Here is a 13,376-nt window from a genome sequence, read left to right as displayed (position 1 = left end):
AGGATTGTGAGATTCATCGTCCCTCCTTTGGGGCTATCCTCTGTCCGACTTTACCGCGATGATCGGAGCACAAGATCCGCTAAAAAGCACAAGGAGTCACGATGAAGCGCAGCCTGACCTTCCTCGCCGTGGTCATTGCCGCGGCCGCTGGCGGCGGTTACTGGTACGTGCACGACAAGCTGCCGCAACGCCAGGGCGAGGTCATCCTGAGCCATCTGCAAGCGCCGGTCAGCGTGCGCTATGACAACCGCGGCGTGCCGCATATCCAGGCGCAGAACGAGGCCGACCTGTACCGCGCCCTGGGCTATGTGCACGCCCAGGACCGCCTGTTCCAGATGGAGATCATCCGCCGCCTGGCCCGGGGCGAGCTGGCCGAGATCCTCGGCAGCAAGCTGGTGGGTACCGACACCCTGTTCCGCAGCCTGCGCATTCGCGAGCAGGCCGAGCTGTATGTCGAGCGCCAGGACAAGCACTCGCCGGCCTGGCTTGCCCTGCAAGCCTACCTGGAGGGCGTCAATGCCTGGCAGGACAGCCATCCCAAGCCGATGGAGTTCGACGTGCTGGGCATCAAGCCCCGCCCCTTCACCGCGCAGGACACCCTGAGCATCGCCGGCTACATGGCCTACAGCTTTGCCGCGGCATTTCGCACGGAACCGGCGCTGACCTATATCCGTGACCAGTTGGGTGCCGAGTACCTGAAGATCTTCGACCTGGACTGGAACCCGCAAGGTGCCCTGGCCAGCAAGCCAGCCCTGGCCGCCAACGACTGGCAAAGCCTGCAACAGCTGGCGCAACTCAGCCAGCAAGCCCTGAGCGAGGCCGGCATTCCCCAGTACGAAGGCAGCAACGCCTGGGCCCTTTCCGGCAGCCGCACCCGCAGTGGCAAGCCGCTGCTGGCCGGCGATCCGCATATCAGCTTTGCCGTGCCGTCGGTATGGTACGAGGCGGAACTGAGCGCGCCCGGCTTCAACCTTTATGGCTATCACCAGGCGCTGAACCCCTTCGCATCGCTGGGGCACAACCGCGACTTCGGCTGGAGCCTGACCATGTTCCAGAACGATGACGTCGACCTGATCGCCGAACAGGTCAACCCCGACAACCCCGAACAGGTGAAGATCAACGGCCAGTGGCAGACCCTGACCCAGACCCAGGAACAGATCGCGGTGAAGAACGAGGCGCCGGTGAACATCACCCTGCGCCGTTCGCCCCACGGGCCGATCGTTAACACGGTGCTGGGCGAAACTGCGGGGCCGACGCCGATTGCCGTGTGGTGGGCGTTCCTGGAAACCGAGAACCCGATCCTCGAGGGTTTCTACCAGGTCAACCGCGCCGACACCCTGGCCAAGATGCGCGCGGCGGCGGCAAAAATTCAGGCGCCCGGGCTCAACCTGGTCTGGGCCAATGCCCGTGGCGATATCGGCTGGTGGGCGGCGGCGCAGTTGCCGATTCGCCCCGCCGGCGTCAACCCGGGCTTCATCCTCGACGGCAGCACGCCCCAGGCCGACAAGCTCGGTTTCTACCCCTTCAGCGCCAACCCCCAGGCGGAGAACCCGGCCAGCGGCTACATCGTTTCGGCCAACTTCCAGCCGCCGGCAAACATGCCGATTGCGGGCTATTACAACCTGGCCGACCGTGGCCAGCGCCTGAACCAGCACCTGGCCGATCCGCAGACCAAATGGGACCAGCAGAACAGCCAGGCGCTGCAACTGGACACCATCACCGACTACGGCCCGCGCACCCTGGCGCCGCTGCTGGCGGTGCTGCGGGAAGTGGCCGAGGGCGATCAGGAGAAGGAGCTGGTCGAGCAACTGGCGGCGTGGAACGGCGACTACCCGGTGGACTCGGTCAGCGCCACGCTGTTCAACCAATTCCTCTACGACCTAGCCTACGCGGCACTGCATGACGAGCTGGGCGATACCTGGTTCCGGACATTGATCAGCACCCGCGCCATCGATGCCGCGTTGCCACGCCTGGCGGCCGATGCCGCTTCACCCTGGTGGGGTAGACAGGGCAGCAGCGAGCACGGTGGCCGCAATGCGGCGGTGAAGCAGGCCTGGGGCAAAACGCTGGCGCACCTGCGCGCGACCTTCGGCAATGACCCGGCGGGTTGGCAATGGGGCAAGGCCCATACCCTGACCCATAACCATCCATTGGGGCTGCAGAAGCCGTTGAACCTGTTGTTCAATGTCGGGCCGTTTGCCGCGCCGGGTACTCATGAGGTGCCGAACAACTTGTCGGCGAAGATCGGCCCGGCACCGTGGCCGGTGACCTATGGGCCTTCGACCCGGCGGCTGATCGATTTTGCCGATGCCGGGCAAGCGCTGACCATCAACCCGGTCGGGCAAAGCGGAGTATTGTTTGACCAGCACTATGGCGACCAGGCCAAGGACTATATCGAGGGCCGCTACCACAAGGCGCAGATGGGGGTGATTCCGGCGCAGAGCACCTTGAAGCTGGTGCCCCGGAATTAGCAAGGCTGCGCCTTGCATCGCTGGCAACGCCAGCTCCCACAGGTCCGGTGGACACAAGTTCATTGTGGGAGCCGGCCTTGCCGGCGATGGGCTGCGCCAGCAGCCCCAAATGGTCAGCCCTGCCAGTTACCGCCTTCGACAATCACGCTCTCAGGCTTGGTGTCATCGCCCAGCTCCTTGCGCACATACTGGTCATACAGTTTGAGCAGGTACTTCTGCTCACCCAGGCGCGCCAGTTCGGCGTTGACCCAATCACGCAGCTCGATGTTGCCCTTCTTCACCGCCGGTGCAATCGGTGCTTCCTCGCCAAGTTTTTCTTCCAGCACGCGGTAGCCCGGGTTCTGCTTCAACCAGCTGAACAGGATCAGGTTGTCCTGGGCGTACGCATCACCACGACCGCTGGCCAGGGCCTGCAGCGACTCGGTGTTTTTCTCGAACTTGAGCAGCTTCCAGTCCGGGTGGTTCTTGGTCAGCCAGATATCGGCGGTGGTGCCGGTAGTGACGATGGTGGTCTTGTCGGCCAGGTCATCGAGCGACTTCACGCTGCTGTCTTGCGGCACCAGGGCCTGCACGGCAACTCGCAGGTTGGGGTTGGTGAACTCCACCGCGTCCTTGCGCTCCGGGGTAACGGTCATGTTGGCCAGGATCAGGTCGACCTTGTCGCTCTGCAGGAACGGAATCCGGCTGGCTGGCTCAACGACAACGAACTCGACCTTGTTCTCGTCGCCGAGCAGATCCTTGGCAAACTGGCGGCCGATGTCGGTATCAAAACCGACATAGCGCCCGGCCTCATCGACGAAACCGAACGGCGGCTTGTCGGTGAACACGCCGACGATCAGTTTGTCGCGGGCCTTGATGGTTTCCAGGTAGCTGGTGGCTGGGGCGGCGCCGCCGGCGGCCGGTTTGCCGGGTTCTTCAGCCTTGTTGCAGCCGGCCAGCAAGGCCAGGCCGAGTACCGACAACAGCAGTTTCGAAGTCTTTGCAGTTTTCATGACAGTTCCTTTGCGGGTGTTTTGGGCAGACTTTCAACAAAGGAGAATTTCTCCAGAAACTGCTGCGCGCGTGCGCTCTGCGGGTTCGTAAAGAAGCTCTCGGGGTCGCGCTGTTCAAGGATCCGGCCGGCCTCCATGAACACGATGCGGTCGGCCACCGCGCGGGCGAAGGCCATTTCGTGGGTAACGATGAGCAGGGTCATACCGCCCTGGGCTAGACCCTGGATCACCTGCAGCACTTCCTTGACCATTTCCGGGTCGAGCGCCGCGGTGACTTCATCGAACAGCATCACTTGCGGGTTCATGCACAGCGAGCGAACGATGGCGATGCGTTGCTGCTGGCCACCGGAAAGCTGGCGCGGGAAGGCGTCGCGCTTGTCCAGCAGGCCAACCCTGGCAAGCAGGGCCTCAGCCTGGGCCTGGGCTTCTCGACGCTCGCGCTTTTGCACCTTGAGCGGGCCAAGCAGCAAGTTGTCGATCACGCTCATATGGCCGAACAGGTGATAACTCTGAAACACCATGCCGACCTGCTGGCGCACCTGGCGCCAGTCGGTGCCGGGCGCCAGCAATTCTTTACCGGCCAGGCGCAGGCTGCCGCTGTGGGCCGTTTCCAGGCCATTGAGGCAACGCAGCAGGGTGCTCTTGCCGCAGCCGCTGGGGCCAAGGATCACCACCACTTCGCCGCTGCGCACCTGCAGGTCGACGTGGTCGAGCACCTGCTGCTCGCCGAAGAATTTGTTGAAGCCCTTGAACTCGATCAGTGCGCTCATGCGTGTGTCCAGCGGCGCTCCAGCGCGCGCGAGGCGGCTGACAGCGGGTAGCAGATAAAGAAGAAAAACAGGAACAGGACGCCGTAGATCAGCACCGACTCGTAGGTGCGCTCGATGATCTGCTGGCCGACCTTGATCACGTCGACCACGCCGATCAGCACCGCCAGCGAACTGGTCTTGATGATTCGCGTGTAGATGTTGATGGTCGGCGGGGTCATGCGCCTGAGCGCCTGGGGCAGCAGCACGTAGCCATATAGTTGCAACCCGGACAGGCCAATCGACAGGCCCGCTTCGCGCTGCCCGCGTGGCAACGACTGCAGCGCGCCACGCACCACCTCGCCCACTTCGCTGGCGCCCCACAACGACAGCACCAGCACCGCACACCAGAAGCTCGGAATACTCAAGGCAAAGAAAATCGGCAGGCCGAAAAACAGCAGGTACAGCCAGACCAGCACCGGGATCGCCCGGAACAGCTCCAGGTAGATGCGCAGCAGCACATTCACACTGCGTTTGCCGAGGGTCGCCAACACGCCGTAGAACACGCCGCCGAAGGTGGCGAAGAGGATGCTCAGCGCCGAAATCGCCAGGGTTTGCGCGGCGCCCTTGCCCAGTTGCGGCAAGGACACCAGCAACAACTCAAGACCCGAACTGGCCATGTTGCAGCCTCCGTTCCAGGCGGCTGAGCAGCAGCGACAATGGCAGGAACAGCAGCACGCAAATCAGCGTCAGCACCGCGAGCATCTCGTAGGTCTTGTAGTACAGGGCGATGTAGCTCTTGGTGGTATAGAGAATCTCTGGCACCGCCACCGCCGACACCACGGTGGTCTCCTTGAGCAAAAAGATGAAATTGGCGAACAGCGCCGGCAGGCTGAGGATCCCCGCCTGGGGCAGAATCACATGGCGCAGCAACTGGCCTTCCGACAGGCCGATGGAGCGCCCCGATTCCAGTTGCGCCACCGGCACTGCCTCGACGCCGGCGCGCAGCACCTCGGTCAGGTAGGCGCCGCCGAGGAAGGTCATGGTGATGATCGCCGCAGCAAAACCGGAAATCTTCAGGCCCATTTCCGGCAAGGCGAAGTAGACGAAAAACAACTGGATCAGCAGCGGCGTGTTGCGCGCCAGCTCCACGTAGAGCTTGACCAGGCGCTGCAGGTACGGCGTGCAGTAAACCAGGATCGCCGCGTTGACCAGCGCCACCAGCAGCGAAGTGCCGATGGCAATCAGGCCAACTTGCAGGGTGACGCCCACCGCCTTGAGAAACGCCGGCAATGTGCTAAGGATAAAAGCGAAGTCGAAGCTCATGGAGTGAGCCTCTGCAGACAGTGACGATGCGCCATGGACAGGATCTCGGACCGGCCCGAGGGTAAACGGGCGGCTCTACATAGGGGTTGTCAGTGCGGGTAAGCACAATAGGTAGACTCTAAAGGTATAAAATTTTTATTTAAATACCTTTATTGCATATTGATATCACCCAAACAGCTAACCTGCGAAATCCTTGGCGGTGGCGGGATCTTTCTGCTGCAAATGCAATCAAAGCGCTGTCGACCCATCACACCAACAAGGAAGACAAAGGATGAATAGCGCCCCGAATCTCGACGCAAAAGAATTGATCAAGTGGCTGACGGCATTGCGCCGGGCGGTCAAAGCGGGAAATTGAATGCACTGTGGGAGCAAGGTTGACCCGCGATGCGATGTGACTGGTAGATCGCATCGCGGGGCAAGCCCGCTCCCACAGGATGTGTGTGTAGCCTCTTAGAACGCCGGCAGTACCGCGCCGCTGTACTTCTTCTCGATGAAGGTCTTCACTTCAGGGCTGGTCAGGGCCTTGGCCAGTTTCTGGATGGCGTCGCTGTCCTTGTTGTCCGGACGGGCGACCAGGAAGTTCACGTACGGCGAATCGGCACCTTCGATCACCAGGGCGTCCTTGGCCGGGTTCAGGCCGGCTTCCAGGGCGTAGTTGGTGTTGATCATGTCCAGGTCGACCTGATCCAGCACACGCGGCAGCATGGCCGACTCAAGCTCGCGGAATTTCAGTTTCTTCGGGTTCTGGGCGATGTCTTTCGGGGTCGCCAGGGCGTTCTTCGGGTCTTTCAGGGTGATCAGGCCAGCCTTCTGCAACAGCAGCAGGGCACGACCGCTGTTGCTGCCTTCGTTAGGGATGGCAACGGTAGCGCCGTCCTTCAGCTCGCTCAGGCTCTTGACCTTCTTCGAGTAGCCGCCGAACGGTTCGACGTGCACGCCGATCACGGTTTCCAGGTGGGTGCCTTTGCCTTCGTTGAAGTTCTTCAGGTACGGCAGGGTCTGGAAGTAGTTGGCGTCCAGACGCTTCTGGTCGACCTGCACGTTAGGCTGCACGTAGTCGGTGAAGACCTTGATCTCCAGGTCCACACCTTCCTTGGCCAGGGTCGGCTTGATCAGCTCGAGGATTTCCGCGTGCGGTACCGGGGTAGCGGCAACTACCAGCTTCTCGCCCGCCTGGGCAAAACCTGCAACCGACAGAGCGGCCGCCAGAGCAGTCAACAACAGAGCCTTTTTCATGCGCAGTCCTTATTCGAATACACGGCCATCGGGCGACGGCGAAGGTGAGGGTTGCCAGTACGTTGCTAGCTGGCTTGAGGCGGACAATACCTAGATTTTTTATGCCAGAACAATATCTTTTATTTAGCTGCTTATTCCATTTTTAACAGACACCGTCATGCACCTCTTGCATGGGCTCAGGCGCCTGGTTGCGCCAGGCGCAACAGGACCGCTTCCAGCAGTTGTTGCAGCGCACTGCGTTCACCCGGCTCGCCAAGGCTCAGCAACTGCTCCAGCTGACGGGCCAGAGCGCTCAACGGTGTCGGCAGGTTCAGGTGCTGGGGGAGAATTTCTTCACCGCTGCTGACCAGCAGGGCAAAGTGAATGACGTTCTCAAGTTCGCGGGTATTGCCCGGCCAGCTGTGCAACTCGAGCAGCCGCTGCGCCGCTTCGCTGATCAAGGGCACCGGCAGGTTCAGGCGCGGGCTGTAGATGCCGACGAAATACTCGGCCAGCGGCAGGATATCGCCGACCCGTTCGCGCAAGGCCGGCAGCTCCAGCTGGCCTTCGCGCAGGTAATGATAAAGGCGCTCATGGAACTTGCCGGCACTCACCGCCTCCGCCAGGTCAATGCTCGACGCGGCGACCAGGCGCACGTCCACCGGGTTCGGTTGCTGGGCACCGACGCGGGTGACTTCGCGGTTCTCCAGCGCCGAGAGCAGCTTGGTCTGGATCGGCAGCGGTAAGTCGGCGATTTCGTCCAGGTACAGGGTGCCGCCGTTGGCCGAACCAAACCAGCCCGCCCGACTGCTGGCCGCACCGCTGTGGGCACCGGCGCTGTAACCGAACAGCTCGGCGTCGGCATAGGTCGGGCTGATCGCCGCGCAATTGACCGAAACAAATAGCCCGCCGCGATCACTGGCGCGATGAATCTGCCGGGCCAGTAGCTCCTTGCCGGTTCCGGTCTCGCCGCGGATCAGCACCGGCAGGGCCAAGGGCGCGAGCAGCTCGAGCTCCTCGCGCAGTTGCCGCGAGCGCGGGTCGACGAACACCAGCGCTTTGGCGCGGATGCTCAACGGGCTCTTGTCCAGTTCGGGAAACGTCAGCAAAGGCTGGCCGAAGGTGTCGTGATTACTCATGGCAAACTCCCGCCCTTGGCGCTTTCCGGCCGGGCGTTCGAATCAAGGCGAAGGGTCAGCGCCGGAAGGTCAGGCGCGGCGTAGGGCGTGCTGTTCCAAGCGGTTCTGCAGGCGATACAGGTAAGCGAAACCCTGCTCCCAGCGACGGTGCCCGGACTTGACGTTGATATGCCCGGCACCGGCCAGAAAGCCGGTCTCGGCGCCCCAGGCACGGGCCAACTGCATGGCCCGCGGGGCGCTCACGGCCGGGTCGTTATCAGAGCTGACCACCTGGCTGGGAAATGGCAGCAGCAGTTGCGGAATCGGTGCGAAGTTACGCAGGGCTGGTGCACAAGTCGGGCGTTCGACATCCGCCGGGGCCACCAGCAAGGCACCCCGTACGCGGCGCAACAGGGTCGCGCTGGCTTGCGCCGCCCAATGGGCAACAGTGATGCACCCCAGGCTGTGGGCGATAAGGATCACCGGCGATTCATCCGCAGCCACGGCATGCTCGAGTGCGGCCACCCAGTCCTGGCGCTGCGGGGCCAACCAGTCGGCTTGTTCGACCCGGGCGCTGTTGGGCAGCACCTGCTGCCAGTGGGTTTGCCAATGATCGTCTGGCGAACCTTGCCAGCCCGGCACAATCAGGTAACGGATCGACTCGTTGCGCATGGGGCTCCTCCTGCTGCGTTTGCGTGCATGAGGCCAAGTATAGGGGGGTGGTTATATTCGTAAAGGAATAAGAAGCTATTTATTAATAACTAAATATTGGTTGAGGACTGGCCTCATCGCGGGGCAAGCCCGCTCCTACAGGGGCCATAAAAAAAGGGGCCACCCCCTGCCGAAGGACTGGCCCCTGAAGCATTGCCTGAGAGATGTTGCTCAGCGGGCGGTGATCACCGACAGCTTGGTGATACCCGCACGTTCGATCGAGGCCATGGCCCGCGCCACTTCCCCATAGTTCACGCCATCGTCGGCCTGCAGCTGCACGCGCAGCTCCGGGTCCTTGGCCTTGGCCGCCTGCAGGTTGATTTCCAGCAGATCCGGCTGGATTTCGTCCTTGTTGATGAACAGCTTGCCGCCACCGTCGATGCTGACCACCAGCGGGTCCTTCTGCTCCACCGGGGCCACGGCCTCGGTCTTGGGCAGGTTGATGGGAATGGCGTTGGTCAGCAGTGGCGCGGTGACGATGAACACCACCAGCAGCACCAGCATCACATCCACCAGCGGCGTTACGTTGATCTCGCTGAGTACTTCATCACTGTCCTGGGTCGAGAAGGCCATATCAGGACGCCTCCTTCACTTTCTGGGTGTTCTGGCCGGCGACGGCCTTGTAGGCGGTGGGGTGCACCAGCACCCGGAACGCGCTCTTCTGCGCCAGGCTGTAGAAATCGTGGGCAAAGTCATCGAGGTCGGCAGCGGTCAGCTTCAAGCGGCGCAGGAAGTAGTTGTAGACCAACACCGCCGGCACCGCGACAGCGATACCCACACCGGTGGCGACCAGCGCCGCACCGATCGGCCCGGCTACGGTTTCCAGGCTCGCCGAGCCTGCGGCGCTGATGCCCTTGAGGGCTTCCATGATCCCCCAGACGGTGCCGAACAGGCCGATGAAGGGCGAGGTGCTGCCGATACTGGCGACTACCGCCAGGCCGGTTTCCAGCGAACGGCGCTCCCGCACGATTTGCTGGCGCAGGGCACGTTCGAGGCGGTCCTGATGGTTGATCGCCTGGCTCAGGTCGCTGGCCTGCTGGCCGGGTTCACCAATGGCAATGGCGGCGTAACCGGCCTGGGCGACACGGGCGGCGGCGCCAGGTTGCGCATGGCTGAGTTCGGCGGCTGAATCCAGGCTTGAGGCAGCCCAGAATTGTTTGTGGAAACGTTTGTCCTGGTTCTTCAGGCGCACGAACTGCACGCCCTTGACCAGGGCCAGACCCCAGGTGACGACGGAGAAGCCCACCAGCAGCCAGATCACCGCGCTTTCGATGGATTCGAGGGGGGATGCCAATACAGTCATGATCAATACTCTCTTCTGTTAGCGCGAATTAGCGGATCTTGAAGTCGATGGGTACGCTGACCCAGCCGTCCTGGGCCACGTCGCCCTGCTTGGCCGGGACGAAGCTCCAGCGCTTGACCGCCGCCAGGGCGGCGTCGTCGAGTTGCTGGCGGCCACTGCTTTTCTGAATCTGGATGTCACCCGGCTTGCCGCTGGCCAGTACCTGCACCCGCAACAACACCGTGCCTTCCCACCCGCGCCGCTGGGCCAGCGACGGGTATTCCGGCGCCGGGTTCTTCAGGTACCCGGCGTTGGCCGAAGCCGGCGTCACCGGGACGGGCGCTGCTGGTGCGGGAGGCGCTGGCGGTGCTGACAGTTGTGGCGGTGCCGGCGGTTGCTCGACAGCCTTCGGCGCAGGTTTGGGTACCGGCTTGGGCACGGGTTTCGGCTTGGGCTTGGGGACCGGTTTCGGCGCAGGCTTGGCGGCCAGTTCATCGACCACCGGGGACGGCGGCTCAACCACTGCCGGCGGTGGTGGCGGTGGCGGCTCGACAGCCGGGGGCGCCGGTTGCGAAAACTCGATGGTCATCGGCGGAATTTGGGGCGGTACTACCGGCAACACCGGGGGCGGCGCCTGGCTGACCCAGTAGGCCACCGCTCCGTGCAAGGCCAGGGCAAACACCCCGAGCAGAATCTTCTCCCGACGGCTCAGTGCGCTTTTCGGCGTGCTTTGCAGGCGCAACTGCGCCAGCGGCAACCGCAGCGGGCGACCGAGGTCGACCAGCTCGCCGCTCGGCGTCTGGCGCCAAAGCACATCGTGAGCACTGGCGGCGGTCTGGACATTACCCATTGATCAACTCCTGGGACGTGAGTGCGTTTCATCGAAGGCAGGTCAATTGCCTTCGCTGGGGTGGATCATCAACTTCTGCCGCTTATGTCTTAAAGTAATTTTTAAAGTTATGAATAGAACAAAAACACATATGCAAAACGACCGAACCACTCTAAGCCGCGCCCTTCAAGGGCTGGCGCCAAGCGCCTGAAACGCCATGCCTGCAGTGCATGAAAAATATTCGGCAAAGGCATGGCAAAACGCTGTGTCAGAAGTCGTAGCGGCCGGTGACACCCAAGGTTCTCGGGGTGCCCAGCAGGCCTTCATAGCCGCCGTTGGCTGCGCTCCAGAGGGTGGTGTAGTAGGTCTTGTCGAAGGCGTTCTTCAGCCACAGCGAGACATCCCACTGGCCCTGGCCGAGGTCGCCACGCAGGCCGGTGGACAGGTTGACCACGGCATAGCTGGGGATCTGCGCAAAGTCCGAATCTTCGACCGTGCCCACCGCCTTGGAGCGGAACGCGTAGCTGGCGGTGACGTATGGCTGCAGGCCGTTGTCCAGGTCCCACTGGTACTGGCCGTTGGCGTTGGCGATCCATTTCGATGCACCGACCACCTGGTGGCCGCTCAAGTCGCAGGCCGCAGGGGCCCCCGGTTGCAGGGCGACTTCTGGCGCGCACGGGGCGTCCTTGTAGGACAGGTACCGAACGTCGTTGTAGGAGCCGTTGAGGTTCAGGGTCAGGCCGCGCACCGGGATCAACGTGCTTTCCAGCTCCACCCCGCGTGAGCGGACGGAGCCGGCGTTGGTCAGGTACTGCACGCGGTTGGCGTCGTCGTAGGCGTTGGTCTGGTAGCCGTGCACTTCGGTCCAGAACAGATTGGCGTTGAGCTGCAGGCGACGGTCCCAAAGGGTGCTCTTCACGCCCAGCTCGGCATTGTTGGCACGCTCGGTGCCGATCAACAGCGAGTCGGCGCCAGCCACCGGCGCAGTGCCCACCGCCAGGTTGACGCCACCGGACTTCTCGCCGTGGGACAAGGTGGCGTAGCCGAGCAGGTCATCGGTGAAGCGATAACTCAGGTTGAGCAAGCCCGAAGGGCTGGCGCTGTACTGATTGAGGTCGCCCGAATCATAGGCGCCAACCCGGCCCTGGCGCGCGGTTGCCGCAGCGCCTGCCACAGCGGCACCACCGACAGGCGCGGCGCGATCGACCCAGGCGCTTTTCTCTTCGTAGGTGCCGCGCACCCCGGCGGTGAAGTCCAGGCGCTCGCTGAGGTGCCAGGTGCCCTGGGCGAACAAGGCAAAACTGTCGGTCTCGATATGGCCCTTGCCGACACTGCTGACGTTGGCCAATGCGCCGGCCGGCGTGCCGTTCCAAATATCGGCCTGGGGCCCGTAATGAACAAAGGATTTGTTATCCAGATCCGAGCCGAAGTAATAGGCACCGATGACATAGTCAAAGAAGCCACCGCTGGGTGAGGCCAGGCGAAACTCCTGCGAGTATTGCTTATCGCGCACCGACACCCCGGCGTTGTAGGCCGCCGGCACATTGAGGCCATCGTCGTTGCGCGGGGTGAAGTCCCACCAGCGGTAGGAGCTCACCGAGGTCAGGGTGAAGTCGTTGGCCAGGGTCCAGTTGGCTTCCAGTGACGTGCCGCCCTGGAACACCGTGACCTGCTGATCGTCATCGAGGTTGACCTTGCGCTTGCTGCCGTCGACCAACGTCGCCCCGGCGGCCCGGGCCCGCGCTTCATAGCGGTTGACGCCATTGATGGTCGGCCCGGTGCTGTACAGCAGGCGAGTGCCGGCGCTGGAATCCTCTTCGTTGTAGTCGCCGATCCAGCGTAGGTTGAACTGCTCGTTGGGCTTGTACAGCAACTGCCCGCGAAAGCCCTGGCGCGAACCGCCGTTGAGGGTGTGGCCGTTGAACTCGTTCTTGATGTCGCCGTCGTTGCGGGTGCGATAGGCCGAAATACGCCCGGCCAGGGTTTCGCTCAAGGGGCCGGACAGCGTGCCCTTGGTCTGGAAGTAACCGTCCTCGCCCACCGAGGTTTCGATGCTGCGCTCGGGGGTAAAGCTTGGCGCGCGAGTGCTGATGTTGATCACCCCGGCGGTGGTGTTCTTGCCGAACAGGGTGCCTTGCGGGCCACGCAGCACTTCCAGTTGCTCGATGTCCATGAGGTCAAACACCGCCATGCCCGGGCGGCCGAGGTAGACGTTGTCCAGGTACAGGCCGACGCTGCCTTCCAGGCCGTCGCTGGCCGGGTTGTTGCCCAGGCCACGAATCGACACGCTGGACTGGCGCGCATGCATGTAGGCAACGTTGACGCTGGGCACCAGTTGCTGCAGGTCCTGAATGCGATACACCCGCTGGCTTTCCAGGGCCTGGCCGTCGAGCACGCTGATCGGTGTCGGTACGTCCTGGGCGCTCTCTTCACGGCGCCGGGCGGTCACGGTGACGGTCTTGAGCTGACTGTCACTGGCCTTGGCCTCGGGCTTTGCCGTTTCTGCAGCCTGGGCCGGCAACCAGTGGGCGCTGCCGGCCAGCAGCAAGGCCAGGGGCAGGCGCTGGAGCCGCCGTGAAGACAAGGGTGCAGCGCGAAAGGTCGGGCTCATGGGCGGCTCCTGGCAAAGGAATTTATATTCCTTTAAGTTATTTATTTATGATTCGACATACGTTTACTGCATAAG

12 protein-coding genes are annotated in these 13,376 nt (G+C 62.8%); 1 reads left to right on the top strand and 11 read right to left on the bottom strand.

The genetic code is table 11. The features are described from left to right. Window positions 1–101: 101 nt before the first annotated feature. Window positions 102–2,471, top strand: coding sequence for a penicillin acylase family protein (locus NLX68_RS09245; protein ID WP_254283757.1), 2,370 nt, complete (start codon window positions 102–104; stop codon window positions 2,469–2,471). Between the two features lie 113 nt (window positions 2,472–2,584). Here the strand turns inward: NLX68_RS09245 and NLX68_RS09240 are convergent, their stop codons facing one another. From NLX68_RS09240 to NLX68_RS09190, 11 genes are all read right to left on the bottom strand, one after another. Continuing rightward, window positions 2,585–3,463, bottom strand: coding sequence for a transporter substrate-binding domain-containing protein (locus tag NLX68_RS09240; RefSeq protein WP_254283756.1), 879 nt, complete (start codon window positions 3,461–3,463; stop codon window positions 2,585–2,587). Beyond that, complete coding sequence (locus tag NLX68_RS09235; protein WP_254283755.1) at window positions 3,460–4,233, bottom strand: amino acid ABC transporter ATP-binding protein; 774 nt, start codon at window positions 4,231–4,233, stop codon at window positions 3,460–3,462. Before NLX68_RS09235 ends, NLX68_RS09240 begins: the two co-directional genes overlap by 4 nt. Next, on the bottom strand, window positions 4,230–4,889 hold the full coding sequence (locus NLX68_RS09230) for an amino acid ABC transporter permease (RefSeq protein ID WP_254283754.1): 660 nt from the start codon (window positions 4,887–4,889) through the stop codon (window positions 4,230–4,232). The genes NLX68_RS09235 and NLX68_RS09230 overlap by 4 nt, the downstream gene beginning before the upstream one ends. After that, window positions 4,870–5,535, bottom strand: a complete 666-nt coding sequence (locus NLX68_RS09225) for an amino acid ABC transporter permease (RefSeq protein WP_254283753.1) — start codon at window positions 5,533–5,535, stop codon at window positions 4,870–4,872. The genes NLX68_RS09230 and NLX68_RS09225 overlap by 20 nt, the downstream gene beginning before the upstream one ends. A gap of 450 nt (window positions 5,536–5,985) precedes the next feature. Then, window positions 5,986–6,771, bottom strand: a complete 786-nt coding sequence (locus NLX68_RS09220) for a MetQ/NlpA family ABC transporter substrate-binding protein (RefSeq protein WP_254283752.1) — start codon at window positions 6,769–6,771, stop codon at window positions 5,986–5,988. Window positions 6,772–6,947: 176 nt separating this feature from the next. Further along, the gene (locus NLX68_RS09215) at window positions 6,948–7,889 is read right to left on the bottom strand and encodes a sigma 54-interacting transcriptional regulator (RefSeq protein ID WP_254283751.1); all 942 of its coding nucleotides are present in this window, start codon (window positions 7,887–7,889) and stop codon (window positions 6,948–6,950) included. Between the two features lie 69 nt (window positions 7,890–7,958). Then, the gene (locus tag NLX68_RS09210) at window positions 7,959–8,540 is read right to left on the bottom strand and encodes an alpha/beta hydrolase (protein WP_254283750.1); all 582 of its coding nucleotides are present in this window, start codon (window positions 8,538–8,540) and stop codon (window positions 7,959–7,961) included. Window positions 8,541–8,750: 210 nt separating this feature from the next. Beyond that, window positions 8,751–9,152 carry a biopolymer transporter ExbD gene (locus NLX68_RS09205; RefSeq protein WP_254283749.1) on the bottom strand — a complete coding sequence of 134 codons (402 nt, stop codon included), beginning with the start codon at window positions 9,150–9,152 and terminating at the stop codon, window positions 8,751–8,753. Window position 9,153: 1 nt separating this feature from the next. Beyond that, window positions 9,154–9,882, bottom strand: coding sequence for a MotA/TolQ/ExbB proton channel family protein (locus tag NLX68_RS09200; RefSeq protein ID WP_254283748.1), 729 nt, complete (start codon window positions 9,880–9,882; stop codon window positions 9,154–9,156). Between the two features lie 28 nt (window positions 9,883–9,910). Then, window positions 9,911–10,711, bottom strand: a complete 801-nt coding sequence (locus tag NLX68_RS09195; protein ID WP_254283747.1) for an energy transducer TonB — start codon at window positions 10,709–10,711, stop codon at window positions 9,911–9,913. Between the two features lie 247 nt (window positions 10,712–10,958). Next, window positions 10,959–13,301, bottom strand: a complete 2,343-nt coding sequence (locus NLX68_RS09190) for a TonB-dependent receptor (RefSeq protein ID WP_254283746.1) — start codon at window positions 13,299–13,301, stop codon at window positions 10,959–10,961. Window positions 13,302–13,376 lie beyond the last annotated feature (75 nt).

This window comes from Pseudomonas sp. SBB6 (assembly GCF_024213215.1).
GTDB lineage: Bacteria > Pseudomonadota > Gammaproteobacteria > Pseudomonadales > Pseudomonadaceae > Aquipseudomonas > Aquipseudomonas donghuensis.
Note: the sequence above shows the minus strand (reverse complement) of the source record. Positions and strands in the feature narration are given on the sequence as shown.

Bases quoted from the DNA above. Each gene is read 5' to 3' on its own strand.
- NLX68_RS09200 (WP_254283748.1), bottom strand. From the start codon at position 9,882: ATGACTGTATTGGCATCCCCCCTCGAATCCATCGAAAGCGCGGTGATC.
- NLX68_RS09215 (WP_254283751.1), bottom strand. From the start codon at position 7,889: ATGAGTAATCACGACACCTTCGGCCAGCCTTTGCTGACGTTTCCCGAA.
- NLX68_RS09230 (WP_254283754.1), bottom strand. From the start codon at position 4,889: ATGGCCAGTTCGGGTCTTGAGTTGTTGCTGGTGTCCTTGCCGCAACTG.
- NLX68_RS09235 (WP_254283755.1), bottom strand. From the start codon at position 4,233: ATGAGCGCACTGATCGAGTTCAAGGGCTTCAACAAATTCTTCGGCGAG.
- NLX68_RS09195 (WP_254283747.1), bottom strand. From the start codon at position 10,711: ATGGGTAATGTCCAGACCGCCGCCAGTGCTCACGATGTGCTTTGGCGC.
- NLX68_RS09225 (WP_254283753.1), bottom strand. From the start codon at position 5,535: ATGAGCTTCGACTTCGCTTTTATCCTTAGCACATTGCCGGCGTTTCTC.
- NLX68_RS09220 (WP_254283752.1), bottom strand. From the start codon at position 6,771: ATGAAAAAGGCTCTGTTGTTGACTGCTCTGGCGGCCGCTCTGTCGGTT.
- NLX68_RS09205 (WP_254283749.1), bottom strand. From the start codon at position 9,152: ATGGCCTTCTCGACCCAGGACAGTGATGAAGTACTCAGCGAGATCAAC.
- NLX68_RS09240 (WP_254283756.1), bottom strand. From the start codon at position 3,463: ATGAAAACTGCAAAGACTTCGAAACTGCTGTTGTCGGTACTCGGCCTG.
- NLX68_RS09210 (WP_254283750.1), bottom strand. From the start codon at position 8,540: ATGCGCAACGAGTCGATCCGTTACCTGATTGTGCCGGGCTGGCAAGGT.
- NLX68_RS09190 (WP_254283746.1), bottom strand. From the start codon at position 13,301: ATGAGCCCGACCTTTCGCGCTGCACCCTTGTCTTCACGGCGGCTCCAG.
- NLX68_RS09245 (WP_254283757.1), top strand. From the start codon at position 102: ATGAAGCGCAGCCTGACCTTCCTCGCCGTGGTCATTGCCGCGGCCGCT.